This window comes from Burkholderia sp. AU4i (genome assembly GCF_000466765.1).
GTDB classification, from domain to species: domain Bacteria; phylum Pseudomonadota; class Gammaproteobacteria; order Burkholderiales; family Burkholderiaceae; genus Burkholderia; species Burkholderia cepacia.
This window is the reverse complement of the sequence record NZ_ASSI01000325.1, coordinates 1-16,240: the sequence shown is the minus strand read 5'-3', so window position 1 is coordinate 16,240 and position 16,240 is coordinate 1. Positions and strand designations below refer to the sequence as shown.

General features: G+C 67.0%; 18 protein-coding genes and 1 tRNA gene. 9 read left to right on the top strand and 10 right to left on the bottom strand.

Translation table 11 applies throughout. The features are described 5' to 3' along the window. The 4 genes from minC to L810_RS41785 all read left to right on the top strand — a co-directional run. Positions 1-465: septum site-determining protein MinC (gene minC / locus L810_RS41800; protein ID WP_042978310.1), on the top strand; the 465-nt coding region annotated here is incomplete at its 5' end. A 59-nt stretch (positions 466-524) separates the two neighbouring features. Beyond that, positions 525-1,340 (top strand): septum site-determining protein MinD, encoded by an 816-nt coding sequence (minD, locus tag L810_RS41795; RefSeq protein WP_042978309.1) that lies wholly within the window; start codon positions 525-527, stop codon positions 1,338-1,340. Positions 1,341-1,352: 12 nt separating this feature from the next. Continuing rightward, positions 1,353-1,607, top strand: coding sequence for a cell division topological specificity factor MinE (minE, locus tag L810_RS41790; protein ID WP_006486661.1), 255 nt, complete (start codon positions 1,353-1,355; stop codon positions 1,605-1,607). A gap of 160 nt (positions 1,608-1,767) precedes the next feature. Then, the gene (locus L810_RS41785; RefSeq protein ID WP_021164139.1) at positions 1,768-2,169 is read left to right on the top strand and encodes a YXWGXW repeat-containing protein; all 402 of its coding nucleotides are present in this window, start codon (positions 1,768-1,770) and stop codon (positions 2,167-2,169) included. Between the two features lie 116 nt (positions 2,170-2,285). Here L810_RS41785 and L810_RS41775 read toward each other — a convergent pair whose 3' ends face one another. After that, complete coding sequence (locus tag L810_RS41775; protein WP_021164138.1) at positions 2,286-3,842, bottom strand: chloride channel protein; 1,557 nt, start codon at positions 3,840-3,842, stop codon at positions 2,286-2,288. 170 nt (positions 3,843-4,012) lie between these two features. Between L810_RS41775 and waaC the strand changes: the two genes are divergently transcribed. Continuing rightward, a complete protein-coding gene (gene waaC, locus L810_RS41770; protein ID WP_021164137.1) occupies positions 4,013-5,011 on the top strand; it encodes a lipopolysaccharide heptosyltransferase I in 999 nt (332 codons plus the stop codon). Positions 5,012-5,030: 19 nt separating this feature from the next. Here the strand turns inward: waaC and L810_RS41765 are convergent, their stop codons facing one another. The 9 genes from L810_RS41765 to rph all read right to left on the bottom strand — a co-directional run bounded on the left by L810_RS41765 (position 5,031) and on the right by rph (position 11,549). Beyond that, positions 5,031-5,210 (bottom strand): hypothetical protein, encoded by a 180-nt coding sequence (locus L810_RS41765; protein ID WP_021164136.1) that lies wholly within the window; start codon positions 5,208-5,210, stop codon positions 5,031-5,033. A gap of 102 nt (positions 5,211-5,312) precedes the next feature. Beyond that, positions 5,313-6,623, bottom strand: coding sequence for an MFS transporter (locus tag L810_RS41760; protein ID WP_021164135.1), 1,311 nt, complete (start codon positions 6,621-6,623; stop codon positions 5,313-5,315). Positions 6,624-6,917: 294 nt separating this feature from the next. Further along, a complete protein-coding gene (locus tag L810_RS41755; protein ID WP_021164133.1) occupies positions 6,918-7,409 on the bottom strand; it encodes an energy transducer TonB family protein in 492 nt (163 codons plus the stop codon). A gap of 334 nt (positions 7,410-7,743) precedes the next feature. Continuing rightward, positions 7,744-8,037 carry a hypothetical protein gene (locus L810_RS41750; RefSeq protein WP_021164131.1) on the bottom strand — a complete coding sequence of 98 codons (294 nt, stop codon included), beginning with the start codon at positions 8,035-8,037 and terminating at the stop codon, positions 7,744-7,746. A 233-nt stretch (positions 8,038-8,270) separates the two neighbouring features. Then, a complete protein-coding gene (locus L810_RS41745; protein ID WP_021164130.1) occupies positions 8,271-8,666 on the bottom strand; it encodes a hypothetical protein in 396 nt (131 codons plus the stop codon). Between the two features lie 142 nt (positions 8,667-8,808). After that, positions 8,809-8,896, bottom strand: a tRNA-Ser gene (locus L810_RS41740). A 44-nt stretch (positions 8,897-8,940) separates the two neighbouring features. Further along, positions 8,941-10,155, bottom strand: coding sequence for a radical SAM family heme chaperone HemW (hemW, locus tag L810_RS41735; protein ID WP_021164129.1), 1,215 nt, complete (start codon positions 10,153-10,155; stop codon positions 8,941-8,943). Positions 10,156-10,189: 34 nt separating this feature from the next. Further along, positions 10,190-10,816, bottom strand: coding sequence for an RdgB/HAM1 family non-canonical purine NTP pyrophosphatase (gene rdgB / locus L810_RS41730; protein ID WP_021164128.1), 627 nt, complete (start codon positions 10,814-10,816; stop codon positions 10,190-10,192). Between the two features lies 1 nt (position 10,817). Further along, positions 10,818-11,549 (bottom strand): ribonuclease PH, encoded by a 732-nt coding sequence (gene rph, locus L810_RS41725; protein ID WP_021164127.1) that lies wholly within the window; start codon positions 11,547-11,549, stop codon positions 10,818-10,820. A gap of 173 nt (positions 11,550-11,722) precedes the next feature. Here rph and L810_RS41720 point away from each other — a divergent pair, with 173 nt between their 5' ends. The 4 genes from L810_RS41720 (at position 11,723) to L810_RS41705 (ending at position 16,029) form a co-directional block, all read left to right on the top strand. Next, positions 11,723-12,646, top strand: coding sequence for a YicC/YloC family endoribonuclease (locus L810_RS41720; RefSeq protein WP_021164126.1), 924 nt, complete (start codon positions 11,723-11,725; stop codon positions 12,644-12,646). Between the two features lie 7 nt (positions 12,647-12,653). After that, the gene (gene gmk / locus L810_RS41715) at positions 12,654-13,337 is read left to right on the top strand and encodes a guanylate kinase (RefSeq protein ID WP_021164125.1); all 684 of its coding nucleotides are present in this window, start codon (positions 12,654-12,656) and stop codon (positions 13,335-13,337) included. Positions 13,338-13,395: 58 nt separating this feature from the next. Beyond that, positions 13,396-13,599 carry a DNA-directed RNA polymerase subunit omega gene (rpoZ, locus tag L810_RS41710; RefSeq protein WP_006025620.1) on the top strand — a complete coding sequence of 68 codons (204 nt, stop codon included), beginning with the start codon at positions 13,396-13,398 and terminating at the stop codon, positions 13,597-13,599. A gap of 63 nt (positions 13,600-13,662) precedes the next feature. Continuing rightward, entirely contained in the window at positions 13,663-16,029 is a 2,367-nt protein-coding gene (locus L810_RS41705) for a RelA/SpoT family protein (protein ID WP_021164124.1), read from the top strand. Positions 16,030-16,240: the final 211 nt, after the last annotated feature.

Sequence of the window (16,240 nt, the reverse complement as noted above, 5' to 3'; positions counted from 1 at the left end):
CGCGCGCCGGCCGCGAAACCGGCCGAGGGCGCGGAAGCGTCGCCGGTCGCCGAGGCCGTCGTCGCTGCGGCAGCCGCGGTGGCGCCCGAGCAGGCGTCCGAGCCGGTGCCGGTGTCGAACCAGCCGGGCGGCCAGACGCTCGTGATCGACCGGCCGTTGCGTTCGGGGCAGCAGATTTACGCGAAAGGAGACCTCGTGGTGCTCGCGCCGGTCAGTCACGGCGCGGAGATCATCGCGGAAGGCAATATCCACATCTACGCGCCGTTGCGCGGCCGCGCACTCGCGGGCGTGCACGGCAATCACGACGCGCGCATTTTCTGCACGTGTCTCGAGCCGGAACTGATTTCGATCGCGGGTATCTATCGGACAACCGAGAACCCGTTGCCCGCCGATGTACTGGGGAAAGCGGTGCAGATCCGGCTCGAAGAGGAAAAACTGATGATCGAACCGCTGCGCCTGACGTAATACACGCGGTGCGCTCCGGATCGATCGGCTCTCATTGACGAACACAGGGTATTGGGTAAATGGCAAAAATCATCGTGGTGACCTCGGGCAAGGGCGGCGTGGGCAAGACGACGACGAGCGCGAGCTTTGCGTCCGGTCTCGCGCTGCGCGGCCACAAGACGGCCGTGATCGACTTCGACGTCGGCCTGCGCAACCTCGATCTCATCATGGGCTGCGAGCGCCGCGTGGTGTACGACCTCGTGAACGTGATCCAGGGCGAAGCGAACCTGAACCAGGCGCTGATCAAGGACAAGAAGTGCGAGAACCTGTTCATCCTGCCGGCGTCGCAGACGCGCGACAAGGATGCGCTCACGCGCGAAGGCGTCGAGAAGGTGCTGAACGACCTCGCCGCGATGGACTTCGAATACATCGTCTGCGATTCGCCGGCCGGCATCGAGGCGGGCGCGCTGCACGCGATGTACTTCGCGGATGAAGCGCTGATCGTCACGAACCCGGAAGTGTCGTCGGTGCGCGACTCCGACCGCATTCTCGGCATCCTGTCGTCGAAGACGAAGCGTGCGACCGAAGGCAAGGATCCGATCAAGGAACACCTGCTGATCACGCGCTACAGCCCGAAGCGCGTCAGCGAAGGCGAGATGCTGTCGCTCGAGGACATCAGCGAGATCCTGCGCATCAAGCTGATCGGCGTGGTGCCCGAGTCGGAAGCCGTCCTGCATGCGTCGAACCAGGGCCTGCCGGCCGTGCATATCGACGGCACCGACGTGGCGGAAGCGTACAAGGACGTCGTCGCGCGCTTCCTCGGTGAAGACAAGCCGCTGCGCTTCACCGATTACCAGAAGCCGGGCCTGCTGCAGCGCCTCTTCGGCAGCAAGTAACGGAGGCCGCCAATGTCCATCCTTTCGTTTCTCCTCGGTGAGAAGAAGAAGTCCGCGTCTGTCGCGAAGGAGCGCCTGCAGCTCATCATCGCGCACGAGCGTGTCGGCGGCCGCCCGCCGGCCGATTACCTGCCGGCGCTGCAGAAGGAGCTGGTCGCGGTCATCTCGAAGTACGTCCATATTTCGAACGATGACATCCGCGTGAGCCTCGAGCGCCAGGACGATCTCGAAGTCCTCGAAGTGAAGATCGAGATCCCGCAGGCCTGAGTGCTTCCTGTGTCCCTCCGCACGGCGGCAGCCGCCGCCGTGCGCGTCTTACGCCCTGTTGCACTTTCGGGCACGCCGTAACACGGCGCCTGTCGGCCGTTATCGCTCCTCCCGCATTGAACGAATACGCTCGCGTAACTTGTTCAACCTGGAGGTTGTGATGGCTGTCTCTACTGTTCAACGTCGTATCGTTTCGCTCGCCCTGCTTGCCGCGAGCCTGTCAGCCGTCGTCGCGCCGCTTGCCGCGCATGCGGAGGAGATTCTCGTCGGCACACCCGTGATCGCGCCGCAGGGCCGCGTGGTCGTCGCCGAGCCGGTCGCCGTGCGCACCGAGGAAGTCGTCATCGTCGCGCCGAATGCGCCGCCGCCGGTGCGCTACGAGGTCGTGCCGTCCGCGCGCGTGGGCTATGTGTGGGATCGCGGGCACTGGCACTGGGAGCATGGCCGCTACGTGTGGATCGGCGGCCACTGGGAGGCCGAGCGCGTCGGCATGCAATGGGTGCCGGGCCATTGGGACCAGCGCGGTCCGAACTGGTTCTGGACCCGTGGCCACTGGGCGTGATGGAGGCGGGCGATGAAAAGAACCGCAATCGCCATCGCGCTCGTCGCGATCACGCTGGCCGGGTGCATCGTCGTGCCGGCGCGGCCCGTGTACTACCGGCCGGCACCCGTCGTGATCTACTGAGCGTCGCGCGGGCCGGGCTGCGCCGCGTCGTTGGTCCCGGCCGCGGCCGGCTCGTCGTGCGGCGCGGGCGCATCGGTGGCGCCTTCGGTCGGCGCGGTGGCGGGCGGCACTTCACCACCTTCGTCGCGCAGCGTGTCGAGCGGGTCGGCGGGCGCGGCGGCCGCATCCTGCGGCTCGGTGACGCCGGTTGCCACCGTCGTGCTCGCCGCGGCTGCCGCAGCCGGTTCCGCGGCCGCGACGGGCGGCGCGAGATAGCGCAGCGCGAGCGTTTCGTAGAGCGGCGGCGCGAAGAAGCGCGATACGCGGCTCGACACCAACGCGGTGGCCATCAGCGAAATCACGAGTGCGTGACCGTTGATCATCTCCATCACGATCACGAACGACGTGATCGGCGACTGCGTGACGGCCGCCATGTAGCCCACCATCGCGAGCGCGATCAGCATCGGCAGGCTCATGTTGCTGAACACGACGTGCAGCAGGTCGCCGAACCCTGCACCGATCGACAGCGACGGGGCGAAGATCCCGCCGGGGATGCCCGGCAGGTACGACGCGACCATCGACACCATTTTCAGGAACGGGTAGAACACCGACAGATGCTGGCTGCCGTCGAGCAGGCCGCGTGCTTCGGCATAGCCGCTGCCGAACGTCGTGCCGCCCGATACGAGGCCGACGACGGCGATCGCGAAGCCGCACAGCGCGGCGAACGCGATCGGCCGCTCGCGATACAGGCCCAGCAGCCGCGCGGGCAGCCAGCGCCCCGTGTTGAGCAGCAGCCAGCAGAACAGCCCGCCCGCGATCCCGGTCACGATCGCGGTGACCAGCACGGCGAGCGCCAGCAGTTTCGGGAAATGGGGGCCGGCATCGATCGTACCGAAATACGTGTAATTGCCGTTCAGGCCGAGCGCGACGACGCCGGCGAGTATGATCGCGGTGATCAGCACGCCGCTGGCACGCGCGGAGAAGCTGCGCGTCAGCTCCTCGATCGCGAATACGATTCCGGCGAGCGGCGTATTGAACGCGGCCGACAGCCCGGCCGCCGCGCCGGCGAGCACCAGCTGGCGTTCGATCTGCGCGTTCGAGCGCGGGTAGAAGCGCCGCAGGTTGAACATCAGCGCCGCGCCGACCTGCACGGTCGGCCCTTCGCGGCCAATCGTGAAGCCGCCGAGGATGCCGAGGAACGACACCAGCACCTTGCCGAACAGGATGCGCAGCGTCAGCAGCCGGGAGCCGAACGCGCTCGGGCGCGCATGCAGCGTCGCAATCACCTGCGGGATGCCGCTGCCCTCGGCGCCGCGGAAGAAGCGGCGCGTGATCCATACCGACACCGCGGCGATTGCCGGCGTCAGCAGCAGCGGCAGCCACGCGGCGTGATCGCGCATCGTGCGGAAGCTTTCATAGCCCCAGTCGATCAGTCGCGCGTAGAGTACGGCCGCAAGGCCGACGACAATCGCGCCGAGCCAGAAAACGCCGTACTGGCGCCAGATCCTCAACGAGCGACGGGTGAGGGCGGGAAACAGGGCGGGAAGGGCGGCAAGAGCGGGGCGTGGCATCGGCGGGGCCATCGGGCAAAGGAGACATTATAAAAAGGAACCGGGGTCGCACAGTGGGCGACAGGGTTTCGCAAGCTTGTAGCATTTCGTTGCAAATGTAATTCAAGAGTAATGTTCGCGGCGGGTATCCGTCGTTAGCATCCCAAAATGGCTGGCTATTCCCCGCAAACGTGAAACGCATCCTCATCGTGAAAGTGACGTCGCTCGGCGACGTCGTCCAGACGCTGCCTGTCGTGGCGGATCTGCATCGCGCCTTTCCCGGCGTAACGGTCGACTGGGCGGTGGACGAATCGTGCGCGGAGGTCGTGCGCTGGCATCCGGGCGTCAGCCGTGTCCTTTGCGCGCCGCTGCGCCGTTTCAAGAAGATGCGCAATCGCGGCGACCTGAAGGCGATCTCGGCGTCGATCGGCGCGCTGCGGGCGCACCGCTACGATGCGGTGATCGACCTGCACGGCGTCTACAAGAGCGCGATCATTTCGGCGCTGGCGCGCGCCGCGCGCCGCGTCGGCTACCAGACGCAGGATCTCGGCGAAACGGGCGCCCGCTTCGCGTATTCGCATCGCTTCGGCCCGCGGCCGGACTGCGATGCGTGGCACGGGATGCGCGTGAGCGCGGGCGAGGCGCTCGGTTACGCGCCCGAGGGCATCGCCACGTACGGTATCGTCCCGCCGCAGGACGCGAACCTGCCGACGGCCGTGACCGACGGTGCACCGTTCATGCTGTTGTTCCATGCGACGTCCAACCCCGACAAGAAATGGCCGGCCGATCACTGGGCCGCGCTCGCCACGCAGATGATGGCGCGCGGCGTGCGCGTGCTGCTGCCGTGGGGATCGGCTGCCGAGCACGACGACGCGCAGGACATCGCCGCACGCGCGCCGGGGGCGGTCGTGCTGCCCGCGATGACGGTGCGCGAACTCGGCGCGGCGCTTGGCCGGGCTGCGCTCGTGGTGGGGGTCGATACGGGGTTCGTGCACATGGCGCACGCGTTGCAGCGGCCGACCGTGATGATCTTCGTTGCGACGTCGCGGCACCATTGCGGGATCGGCGGCGCGCCGAATGCCCTGTCCATCGGCGAGCCGGGCACGGTGCCGTCTGTCGGGGAGGCGCTGGACGCGATCGGTGCGGTCTGCCCGGCCTACGGCGCGCTGCGCGCGCGACTGACCGCCTGACGAAGCGGGGCGGGCCGGTTCAGGCGAGCAGCGCCTCGACCGTGACGACGGCGGCGATCGCCGCCAGGTTCGCCAGCAGCGCCTCGAACACGAGGCCGCGCCACGTCTTCGGCCGGAAGCGCAGCGCGAGCAGGAGCGCGCCACCGAGCGCAAGCGCGAGGATCAGGACGAGATCGGCATTGCCGAGGCGGATGTTCATGGCGGCGGCTCCATCGGGGCGGGATCCCGGGCGCGCGGCGGCGCACCCAGGATCGAGTATAGGCAGCGCCGGCCACCGCACAACCCGGGTCGCCCCGGAGACTCAGACGAGCGACGCGTCGCGCGTTTCGCGCATCAGCAGCACGCCGATCAGGCTGATGGCCGCCGCAACCGATACATACCCGCCGACCCACGACAGCCCGCCGCGCGCCGCCAGCAGTTGCGCGATGTACGGCGCGATCGACGCGCCGAGGATCCCGCCGAGGTTGTACGCGACCCCCGCGCCCGTATAGCGGACGTTGGTCGGGAACAGTTCCGGCAGCAGCGCGCCCATCGGCGCGAACGTCACGCCCATCAGGAACAGCTCGATCGTCAGGAACAGCGCGACGAGCGGCATCGAGCCGCTGCCGAGCAGCGGTTCCATCGCGAAACCCGACAGCAGCGCGGCGATCGCGCCCACGACCAGCACCGGTTTGCGGCCGAAGCGATCGGATGCCCACGCGGACAGCGGCGTCGCGAGTCCCATGAACACGACCGCGAAACACAGCAGGCCGAGGAAGCTCTGGCGCGGAATATGCAGCGCCGACACGCCGTACGACAGCGAAAACACCGTCGAGATATAGAACAGCGTGTAGCAGACGACCATCGCGAGCGCGCCGAGCAGCGTCGGCTGCCAGTGTTGCGTGACGAGGGTCGCGACCGGCACGCGTACGCGCTCGTTGCGATCGAGCGCGGCCTGGAACGCGGGCGTTTCGGTGATCTTGAGTCGCACGTACAGGCCGAGCGCGACGAGCACCGCGCTGACCAGGAACGGGATGCGCCAGCCCCAGCTGCGGAACTGCTCGTCCGACAGCGACAACGCGAGCGCGAAGAACAGGCCGTTCGACATCAGGAAGCCGACCGAGGGCCCGAGCTGCGGGAACATGCCGAACCAGCCCCGCTTGCCCTGCGGCGCATGCTCGGTCGCGAGCAGCGCGGCGCCGCCCCATTCGCCGCCGAGGCCGATCCCCTGGCCGAAGCGCAGCACGCACAGCAGCACCGGCGCGAGCGTGCCGATCGCGTCGTAGCCGGGCACGAAGCCGATTGCGGTGGTGGATACGCCCATCACGAGCAGCGACGCGACGAGCGTCGATTTGCGCCCGATGCGGTCGCCGAAGTGCCCGAACAGGAACGAGCCGATCGGGCGCGCGATGAACGCGATGCCGAACGTGACGAATGCGGACAGTGCCTGTGCGGTCGCGGAGCCGTGTGGAAAGAATACGGGGCCGATGACGAGCGCGGCAGCCGTTGCGTACACATAGAAATCGTAGAACTCGATCGCGGTGCCGATGAAGCTCGCGAACACGATGCGCCGGTGGCTGACGGCGCCGGCCGAACCGGTTGCGTGTGCAACGGTCGGGGGGGATGCGGACATGGATGTCTCCGTTTTGTCGTTAGGGCGGTCGGCTGGGCGTGCGGTCGGACAGGCGGACGCCTGCCGGGGGCAGCCGAGCGGATGATGCGGTAGCGGCGTGGACGCGCGCCGTGGCGCGGACGTCACCCGCCGGTCGACGATGGAGACGGGTACGTCGCCGCCGCCCGGTGCCGGCGTGGTCGGCTCGCATGCCGGGTGGGGCGCACGAACGCGCGCGCGGCGTGATGGCCGCGCGATTGCGGAAAATTATAGCCAGCGCCGCCGCGCACCGGCAATCGCGGTGCGGCGGGCCGGTCAGTCGATCGATTGCGCCTGCGCCGACGCGGTGCTTTGCAACTGGAAGTGGCCGTCGTCGTTGAAGAGCCAGCCTTCCATCATTTCGAGCCGGCCGTTGCCGTCGAGCAGCCGCGACGGTGGCGGCGGCAGCGGTGCCGAGCGGCGCAGCGACGCGAGCGCGAGCGCTTCCGCTTCGTTGTCGCCGTTGCTGCGATAGACGGACGCGTTGACGAGCCGGCCGCTGCCATCGACGGTGAAGGCCACGACGACGAGCGAACGGAGCATGGCCTGCGGCGTGCCGTGCAGCATGCCGGACGGATTGCGTTCGGCGACACGCTGCGCGACTTCGACGCGGTATTGGTCGAGGCTGCCAGTGCGTGTGACCGACGGAATCGTCAGGATCGAGTGCAGCGACGGAGGTGGCGTAATCGTGCACGCCGCGAGCATGGCGACGACGGCCAGTGCAACTGCACGCAGCCGGTCGACGCGCGAACGGGAAAGGGGGCGCATGGGAGGCTAGCCAGGAGTGACTATAAAAAAATGATAGGCGCACGGACGCGAGCCGGCATCGGGAGAAACGCATAACGGGCGATGCCGGGTGTCGCGATCGCTGATGGCGACGCAGCGTGCGCCCGCGTATCGCGATGTGACGTGACATGTGACGGCACGCTCGCGCGGCTGCCGCACGTCCGCATCCCGGCGCGCTTGTTGCAAGGTTGAAAGCAAGGCGAGGAACGCGACCGGCACACAGGCGCTTGGCGACGGTTCGGCAGCGCGCATCGGTTGCCGCGGGCTGCACCGCGGCGGACGCCCGCGCAATCGTCAGCGATGCGTGCCGCCCGGTTCAGAAACCGTGCGTGACGAGTGACAGGACCGACAGGTCGGGGTGCGTGCCGTCGATGATGCTCTTGCCGACATGCACGGCTTCGTGGACGGCTTCATCGAGGCTTGCGAAGCTTTCCTCGCCGTCCGTATGGAACGGTACCGCGTGGCCGGGTAACGCGGGATTCGCGCCGGGATGGCATACGTAGCCGGTGTAGGTGTAGCGCGTGTCGCTGCCGGGCACGGCAGCCGGCACGACATGGACCTCGAAGCCTTCGTAATCGACGTGTTCCGTCGGTATCGACAGTTCGGTCATGGCGATCTCCGTGTACCGCACGCAGGGGTGGCGCGCGCGGCATCGAGTACGCGGCGGCGGTCGTGTCGCCGTGTTGATCGAATTCTAGGTGATCGAGCGGCTGGCCGGGAGGCTTCCGGCGCGCTGCGGCGCGATGACGGGCTGCTGCCCGTGCCGGTGGCTCGGATGCCGCGCGAGAACCCGGCGCGAACGCACGTGCCGTTTCGACGAACGGGTTCGCGCGCGGCGCTGCATCATTGTTTGCAGCGGGCGTCCTTGCGCTGCACGACGATGATCACCGGGTATTTCTGGCCATGGTCGAGCTCCACGCGTGCCACGACGGTGAGCGTCGCCGGATCGGAATCGTCGTACACGCTCACCTGTTCGTTGCGCAGGTAGGTCACGCCGGTGCAGTTCGACGTGCGTCCGTCGTCTCCCACCTTGCACTGGAGGTCGTTGTCTTTCAGGTAGTTGTACGGCGACGGGCTCGCGAGGTATTCGCTCAGGCCGCGCGGCGAGCCGCCGACGCCGGACACGTATGCGATCGCGCACGACGCTTGCGCTGCGCTGCCGGACGCGGTGTCGGCTGCCGCGTGCGTGCTGACGGCCGCGAGCAAGGCGACGAGCGACGAGACGATGAGGGGCTTCATGACGTGGGGTTCCCGTTTCGCGAATCGGAGCGCCGGATTGTAACGGCATCCGGCGGGACACGTCGGAACGTGGGGGAAAGCCGTGCGGGAACCAACAAAAAACCCCGTCATTCGCTGAATGGACGGGGTTTGGCAAACTTCCTGGCGGAAGCGGTGAGATTCGAACTCACGGACAGTTTCCCGTCGCCGGTTTTCAAGACCGGTGCCTTAAACCGCTCGGCCACGCTTCCACACGAGGCGGCATTGTAACCGAAATGCCGCGATCTTCATGCCCTCAATCGTCGCGCAGGAACAATTCCTGCAGGTCGTTGAGGAAACGCTGGCCGAGCGGCGTCGGCGCGATCTGCGCGAAATCGCGTGCGATCAGCCCGCGCCGTTCCGCTTCCTGCAGTGCCGGCTCGATCGTGCTCATCGGCAGGCCGGTGCGCTCGGCGAAGCTGTGCACGGGGAAGCCCTCGACGAGCCGCAGCGTGTTCAGCATGAACTCGAACGGCAGGTCGCGCGCGCCGACTTCACGCTCCTCCTGTACGGCCGTGCAGGCCATCGCCTGCTCGATGAAGGTCGCCGGATGCTTGTAGCGTGCCTGCCGCAGGATCCGGTTCGGGAACGACAGCTTCGTGTGCGCGCCCGCACCGATCCCGAGATAGTCGCCGAAACGCCAGTAGTTCAGGTTGTGCTTGCACTGATGATTCGGCTTCGCATACGCGGACACTTCGTAGCGCCCGTAACCGGCCTCGGCCGTACGTGCGTGAATCCATTCCTGCATGTCGGCCGACGCGTCGTCGTCGGGGACGACCGGCGGGAACTTCGCGAACAGCGTGTTCGGCTCGAGCGTCAGGTGATACAGCGACAGATGCGGCGGCGCGTACGACAGTGCGGTTTCGATGTCGGTACGGCATTCGTCGAGCGTCTGGTTCGGCAGCGCGAACATCAGGTCGAGGTTGAAGTTGTCGAAGTTCTTCGCGGCGATCTCGACGGCTGTGCGCGCCTGCGCGGTGTCGTGAATCCGGCCGAGCGCCTTCAGGTGCGTTTCGTTGAAGCTCTGGATGCCGACCGACAGGCGGTTCACGCCGCTCGCGCGAAACTGCGCGAACTTCGCGGCCTCGAACGTGCCCGGATTCGCCTCGAGCGTGATCTCGGCATCGGCGTCGAGCGGCAGCAGCGCGCGCACGTCGGACAGCAGCCGGTCGAGGCCGGCGGCCGACAGCAGGCTCGGCGTGCCGCCGCCGATGAACACCGTATGCACCTGCCGGCCCCACACGAGCGGCAGCGCCTGCTCGAGATCGGCGCGCAGCGCGTCGAGATATTCGGTTTCCGGAAACCGTTCGCCTTTCCATTCGTGCGAGTTGAAATCGCAGTACGGGCACTTGCGCACGCACCATGGGAAATGCACGTACAGCGCGAGCGGCGGCAGCGACGTGAGCCGCACCTGGCCGGGCGACGTGAAGGTCGCGACGACGCGTGCGCCGGTTTCCGCGGCCTGGCTCATGCAACCTCCCGCTGCGAAGGGGTATCGGGCATGCTCATGCTTCCTCCGCGAGCCGCGCGAGCAGCGCCTTCAGCGCCAGCGCGCGGTGGCTGTGCGTGTTCTTCACGGCCGGTTCGAGTTCGGCGGCCGTCGCGCCGAGCGACGGCAGGTAGAAATACGGGTCATAGCCGAATCCGTGCTCGCCGCGCGGGGTATCGACGATTTCGCCCGCCCAGCGCCCTTCGGCGAACAGCGGCTCGGGGTCGTCCGCATGGCGCACGAGCGCGAGCACGCAGCAATAGTATGCGCGCCGGTCGTCGACGCCGCGCAGCTGCTCGACGAGATACGCGTTGTTCGCCGCATCGCCCTTGTCGCGGCCCGCGCGCTGCGCATAGCGCGCCGAATAGACGCCCGGCGCGCCGCGCAGCACGCGCACGCACAGGCCCGAATCGTCGGCGATCGCCGGCAGCCCGGTGAGTCGCGACGCGTGACGCGCCTTCGTCAGCGCGTTCTCGATGAAGGTGCCGAACGGCTCGTCCGCTTCGGGCACCGCGAGGTCGCCCTGCGGGACGATCTCGATGCCGACCGTCGAGAACAGCGCGGTGAATTCGCGCAGCTTGCCGGCGTTGTTCGACGCGAGGACGATGCGCGACAGCGGCGCGATGGTGTGGTCGTCCGGCATGTCAGGCGCCCAGCACGTCTTTCTGAAGCTGCACGAGTTCGGCGATCCCGCCTTGCGCGAGGTCGAGCAGCGCGTTCATCTCGGCGCGCGAGAACGGCACGCCTTCCGCCGTGCCCTGGACTTCGACGAAGCCGCCGGCGCCGGTCATCACGACGTTCATGTCGGTGTCGCAGCGCGAATCTTCCGCGTAATCGAGGTCGAGCACGGGCGCGCCTTCGTACACGCCGACCGAGATCGCGGCGACGTGGTCGGTGATCGGCGAGCGTGCGAGCTTGCCGGCCGCGATCAGCGTCGACACGGCGTCGTGTGCGGCGACGAACGCGCCGGTGATGCTCGCCGTGCGCGTGCCGCCGTCGGCCTGGATCACGTCGCAGTCGATGTGGATCGTGCGCGGGCCGAGCGCCTCGAGATCGAACACCGCGCGCAGCGCGCGGCCGATCAGGCGCTGAATTTCCTGCGTGCGGCCGGTTTGTTTGCCGCGTGCGGCTTCGCGGTCGCTGCGCGTGTGCGTCGCGCGCGGCAGCATGCCGTATTCGGCGGTCAGCCAGCCTTGCCCGCGGTCGCGCAGGAAATCGGGCACGCGTTCGGAGACGCTCGCGGTGCAGAGCACCTTGGTGTCGCCGAATTCGACCAGCACCGAGCCTTCGGCGTGTTTCGTGTAGTGGCGCGTGAGGGCGACCTTGCGCAGTTCGTCGGCGCGGCGGCCGCTCGGGCGGGAAACGGAGGACGTCATGTGGGAATCGCGGAACGAGAGGAAACCCCGATTTTAGCGCCGAACGGCGGGCTTGCCCGGCGGGGTGGTTCCCAAAAATGGGATAATGCGCGCTTCCCGCCCCGCGCTTTCCGATGCGCCGGGCGCCTCGACATATCCCCGCCCGCGAGGGCACCCAGACGGCGAGACGAACCATGATCTACAGCATGACGGGCTACGCGAGCGCGACGCGCGAACTCGCGACGGCCACCGGTAACGGCGGCACCAGCGTGTCGGTCGAACTGCGCACCGTGAACTCGCGCTTCCTCGACCTGAATTTCCGGATGCCGGACGACGTGCGCGCGTGCGAACCCGCGCTGCGCGAAATGCTGATGAACAAGCTGTCGCGCGGCAAGGTCGACATCCGCATCAACCTGCAGCGCGGCGAGCAGAGCATCGGCGCCGGCGCGCTGAACCAGTCGGCGCTCGGCCAGCTCGCCGAGCTCGAGCGCTCGGTGCTGGACACGTTCCCGGGCGTCGGCCGCCTGCGCGCGGGCGAGATCCTGCGCTGGCCCGGCGTGATCGCCGAAAGCGGCGTGTCGGCGGAAGCGATCCGCGACGCGGTGCTCGCGTGCGGCAAGGAAGCGATCGGCGAGCTCGTCGTCGTGCGTTCGCGCGAAGGCGCGCAACTGGCGACGATGCTGCTGTCGAACGTCACCGAGATGGAAGCGATCGTCGCGCGCATCACGCCGCTCGTGCCGGAGCTGATCGCGAAGCATCAGCAGAAGATCGTCGAACGGCTGCAGGAAGCGCTCGGCATCGCGGCGCCCGAAGGCGGCGCGACGATCGTCACGCGCGAGGAGGCCGCGGAGCGCATTCGTCAGGAAGTGACGATGTACGGGATCCGGATCGACATCGCGGAAGAGCTGTCGCGTCTCACCGCGCACCTGAACGAAACGCGTCACGTGATCGAGAAGGGCGGCCGCGTCGGCAAGCGTCTCGACTTCATGATGCAGGAACTGAATCGCGAAGCGAACACGCTCGGCTCGAAGGCGGCGGCGAAGGAACTCGCCGACGCGTCGATGGCGCTGAAGCTGCTGATCGAGCAGATGCGCGAGCAAGTGCAAAACCTGGAGTAACAGCAACATGACCGAATCCACCCGCGACGTCCACGCGTCGCATTCGCTGCACGGCGGCGTCTATCCCGGCAACCTGTTCATGGTCGTCGCGCCGTCGGGCGCCGGCAAGTCGACGCTCGTGAATGCGCTGCTGTCGAAGGACAACGACATCTGCCTGTCGATCTCGTACACGACGCGCAAGCCGCGCCCGGGCGAGCAGGACGGCCGGCACTATCACTTCACGACGGTCGAGGATTTCCGCGCGCGTCACGCGGCGCATGAATTCCTCGAGAGCGCGGAAGTGCACGGCAACTATTACGGCACGTCGCGCGTCTGGATCGAAGAGCAGATGAAGAACGGCCACGACGTGCTGCTCGAGATCGACTGGCAGGGCGCGCTGCAGGTGAAGAAGCAGTTCCGCAACGCGGTCGGCATCTTCATCCTGCCGCCGTCGCTCGACGCACTCGAGGAGCGCCTGAAGAAGCGCGGCCAGGACGAACCGAACGTGATCACGCGCCGCCTGCTCGCCGCCGGCAGCGAGATCGCGCACGCGTCGGAAGCGGAATACGTGGTGATCAACGAGAATTTCGAGCGTGCGCTCGCGGAGCTCGAATGCATCGTCGCGGCCACGCGTCTGCGCTTTGCTTCGCAGTACGCGCGACACACGGAGCTGTTCATCGAGCTCGGCATCCATCTGCCCCACGCGGAATGACGCGGGGGACGAGGGACATAAGGTAGAATAAGGACTATATTCAGAAGGAATTACCAACATGGCTCGCATTACCGTCGAAGACTGCCTGAAGCAAATCCCGAATCGCTTCGAACTGGCGCTCGCCGCCACCTATCGCGCGCGGCAGCTCGCGCAAGGCCATACGCCGAAGATCGAAAGCCGCGACAAGCCGACCGTCGTCGCGCTGCGCGAAATCGCTGCCGGCCAGGTCGGCGTCGAGATGCTGAAGAAGGTGCCGGTGTAACGCGCATCCGGCCCGTTCCAGCCATGTAATCCACGCGCGCAACGACTCGACCTGGAGGCGAATATGAGCACCACCCCATCGTCCGCCTCCGCGGATTCGACCACCGAAGCCACGGCCCAGTCGCCTGCGCGCCAGTACATCGACGCGGTCCTCGAACAGTCCTTCCGGCATCTGTTCGGGCCGACCGCCACACCGGAGCAGCCGCGCAAGCACGGCGTCGTTTCGATCGCGAAACTGACGGCCGTGCTGGCCGAGTATCTCGCCCCGGAAGAAATCAAAGAGGTCAAGGCGGCGTTCCACTTCAGCGACGAAGCCCACCTCGGTCAATATCGCCAGAGCGGCGAACCCTACATCACCCATCCCGTCGCCGTCGCGGAAATCTGTGCCGGCTGGAAGCTCGACGCGCAGGCCGTCATGGCAGCGCTCCTGCACGACGTGATGGAAGACCAGGGCGTGACCAAGAGCGAGCTGGCCGAACGGTTCGGCCCGAAGGTCGCCGAACTGGTCGACGGCCTGTCGAAGCTCGACAAGATGGAGTTCCGCAGTCGCGAGGAAGCGCAGGCGGAAAACTTCCGCAAGATGCTGCTCGCGATGGCACGCGACGTGCGCGTCATCCTCGTCAAGCTCGCCGACCGCCTGCACAACATGCGCACGCTCGGCGCGGTGCCGATGGAAAAGCGCCGCCGCGTCGCGCGCGAGACGCTCGATATCTACGCGCCGATCGCGCACCGCCTCGGGTTGAACAACACGTATCGCGAGCTGCAGGACATGAGCTTCGCGAACTTCAACCCGCATCGCTACGCGACACTCGAGAAGGCCGTCAAGGCGGCGCGCGGCAACCGCCGCGAAGTGATCAGCAAGATTCTCGAGGCCGCGCAACGCGCGATGGCCGACGCGAAGATCGACGCCGAGATCACCGGCCGCGAAAAGACCATCTACAGCGTGTACCGCAAGATGCGCGACAAGCAGCTGTCGTTCTCGCAGGTGCTCGACGTGTACGGTTTTCGCGTCGTCGTCGACAGCCCGCTCGACTGCTACACGTGCATCGGCGCGCTGCACGCGCTGTACAAGCCCGTGCCCGGCAAGTTCAAGGACTACATCGCGATCCCGAAGATCAACGGCTATCAGTCGCTGCACACGACGCTCGTCGGTCCGTTCGGCGCGCCGATCGAGTTCCAGGTGCGCACGCGCAAGATGCATGAGATTGCCGAGGCGGGGGTCGCCGCGCACTGGCTGTACAAGAACGGCAGCGCCGATCTCAGTGACGTGCAGAAGCGTGCCCACCAGTGGCTGAAGTCGTTGCTCGACATCCAGAGCGAAGCCGGCGATTCGAGCGAATTCCTCGAGCACGTGAAGATCGACCTGTTCCCCGACGCGGTCTACGTGTTCACGCCGAAGTCGAAGATCATGGCGCTGCCGCGCGGCGCGACGGCGCTCGATTTCGCGTATTCGATCCACAGCGATCTCGGCAACCAGTGCGTGGCCGTGAAGATCAACAACGAGCTGCTGCCGCTGCGCACCGAGCTGAAGAGCGGCGACATCGTCGAGGTGATCACCGCGCCGTATTCGAAGCCGAACCCCGCATGGCTCGGCTTCGTGCGTACCGGCAAGGCGCGCTCGGCGATCCGTCACTACCTGAAGACGATGCGCCTGAACGAGTCGGTGCAGCTTGGCGAGCGGCTGGTCGACCAGAGCCTGAAAGGCTATGGTCTCGCGCTCGCCGATGTCGAGCCGGAGGTGTGGGAGAAACTCGTGCAGTGGACGGGCAACAAGAGCCGTCAGGAAATCTTCGCGGACATCGGCCTCGGCCGTCGCGTTGCCGCGGTGATGGCCAAGCGCATCGAGGTGCTGATGAGCGGCCGCGATGCGGACGACGATCTGCCGAAGTCCGAGCGGCATCCCGCGCACCATGCGCCGCCGGTCGTGATTACCGGCACCGAAGGGATGTCGGTGCAGTTGTCCGCGTGCTGCCGGCCGATTCCGGGCGACGCGATCATGGGCTACATCGGCATCGGCCTGGGGATGGCGATTCATACGACCGATTGCCGCGTGGCGCAGCGGATTCATCGCCGCGATCCGGGCCGCTGGATCGACGTCGAATGGGCGCCGCAGCCGGGCCGCCTGTTCGATGTCGCGGTGAAGGCGCTCGTGAAGAACACCAAGGGCATCTTTGCGCGCGTGGCGGCGGACATTACGTCGGCCGACGCGAACATCGTGCATATCGCGATGGACGAGGATCTGACGCACGAATCGACGGTACTGCGCTTCGTGATCCAGGTCAGCGACCGCGTGCATCTTGCGAACGTGATGCGGCGCGTGCGGACCAATCCGGACGTGATGCGGATCATGCGCGAGCGTTCGACCGACGACGGCGCGCACGCGCGCCATGACGGCGGCATGCGGATCGAGCGCGAGCGGCAGGATTATTGACGCTTGCCGGAGCACGAGCGGGCGCTTGATCGACGGCGGCCAATATGGCCGCCGTTTTCATTTGTGCGGCACGAAGGGCGAACGTGCGGCGTGGCCTGGACAAGGGCGCCTGTAAGCGGGCCGTGTCGTAAGCAAGGGAAGGGGAGGCGGAAAAGAAAAAGGGCTTTCCCGGAGGAAAGCCCTTTTAAGGTGGCGCGGCTGGCAGGATTCG

What these genes read in the sequence shown, in the direction of transcription:
- minD (WP_042978309.1), top strand. Translation starts at nt 525, where the DNA reads ATGGCAAAAATCATCGTGGTGACCTCGGGCAAGGGCGGCGTGGGCAAG.
- minE (WP_006486661.1), top strand. Translation starts at nt 1,353, where the DNA reads ATGTCCATCCTTTCGTTTCTCCTCGGTGAGAAGAAGAAGTCCGCGTCT.
- L810_RS41785 (WP_021164139.1), top strand. Translation starts at nt 1,768, where the DNA reads ATGGCTGTCTCTACTGTTCAACGTCGTATCGTTTCGCTCGCCCTGCTT.
- L810_RS41775 (WP_021164138.1), bottom strand. Translation starts at nt 3,842, where the DNA reads ATGCCACGCCCCGCTCTTGCCGCCCTTCCCGCCCTGTTTCCCGCCCTC.
- L810_RS41765 (WP_021164136.1), bottom strand. Translation starts at nt 5,210, where the DNA reads ATGAACATCCGCCTCGGCAATGCCGATCTCGTCCTGATCCTCGCGCTT.
- L810_RS41760 (WP_021164135.1), bottom strand. Translation starts at nt 6,623, where the DNA reads ATGTCCGCATCCCCCCCGACCGTTGCACACGCAACCGGTTCGGCCGGC.
- L810_RS41755 (WP_021164133.1), bottom strand. Translation starts at nt 7,409, where the DNA reads ATGCGCCCCCTTTCCCGTTCGCGCGTCGACCGGCTGCGTGCAGTTGCA.
- L810_RS41750 (WP_021164131.1), bottom strand. Translation starts at nt 8,037, where the DNA reads ATGACCGAACTGTCGATACCGACGGAACACGTCGATTACGAAGGCTTC.
- L810_RS41745 (WP_021164130.1), bottom strand. Translation starts at nt 8,666, where the DNA reads ATGAAGCCCCTCATCGTCTCGTCGCTCGTCGCCTTGCTCGCGGCCGTC.
- hemW (WP_021164129.1), bottom strand. Translation starts at nt 10,155, where the DNA reads ATGAGCCAGGCCGCGGAAACCGGCGCACGCGTCGTCGCGACCTTCACG.
- rdgB (WP_021164128.1), bottom strand. Translation starts at nt 10,816, where the DNA reads ATGCCGGACGACCACACCATCGCGCCGCTGTCGCGCATCGTCCTCGCG.
- rph (WP_021164127.1), bottom strand. Translation starts at nt 11,549, where the DNA reads ATGACGTCCTCCGTTTCCCGCCCGAGCGGCCGCCGCGCCGACGAACTG.
- L810_RS41720 (WP_021164126.1), top strand. Translation starts at nt 11,723, where the DNA reads ATGATCTACAGCATGACGGGCTACGCGAGCGCGACGCGCGAACTCGCG.
- gmk (WP_021164125.1), top strand. Translation starts at nt 12,654, where the DNA reads ATGACCGAATCCACCCGCGACGTCCACGCGTCGCATTCGCTGCACGGC.
- rpoZ (WP_006025620.1), top strand. Translation starts at nt 13,396, where the DNA reads ATGGCTCGCATTACCGTCGAAGACTGCCTGAAGCAAATCCCGAATCGC.
- L810_RS41705 (WP_021164124.1), top strand. Translation starts at nt 13,663, where the DNA reads ATGAGCACCACCCCATCGTCCGCCTCCGCGGATTCGACCACCGAAGCC.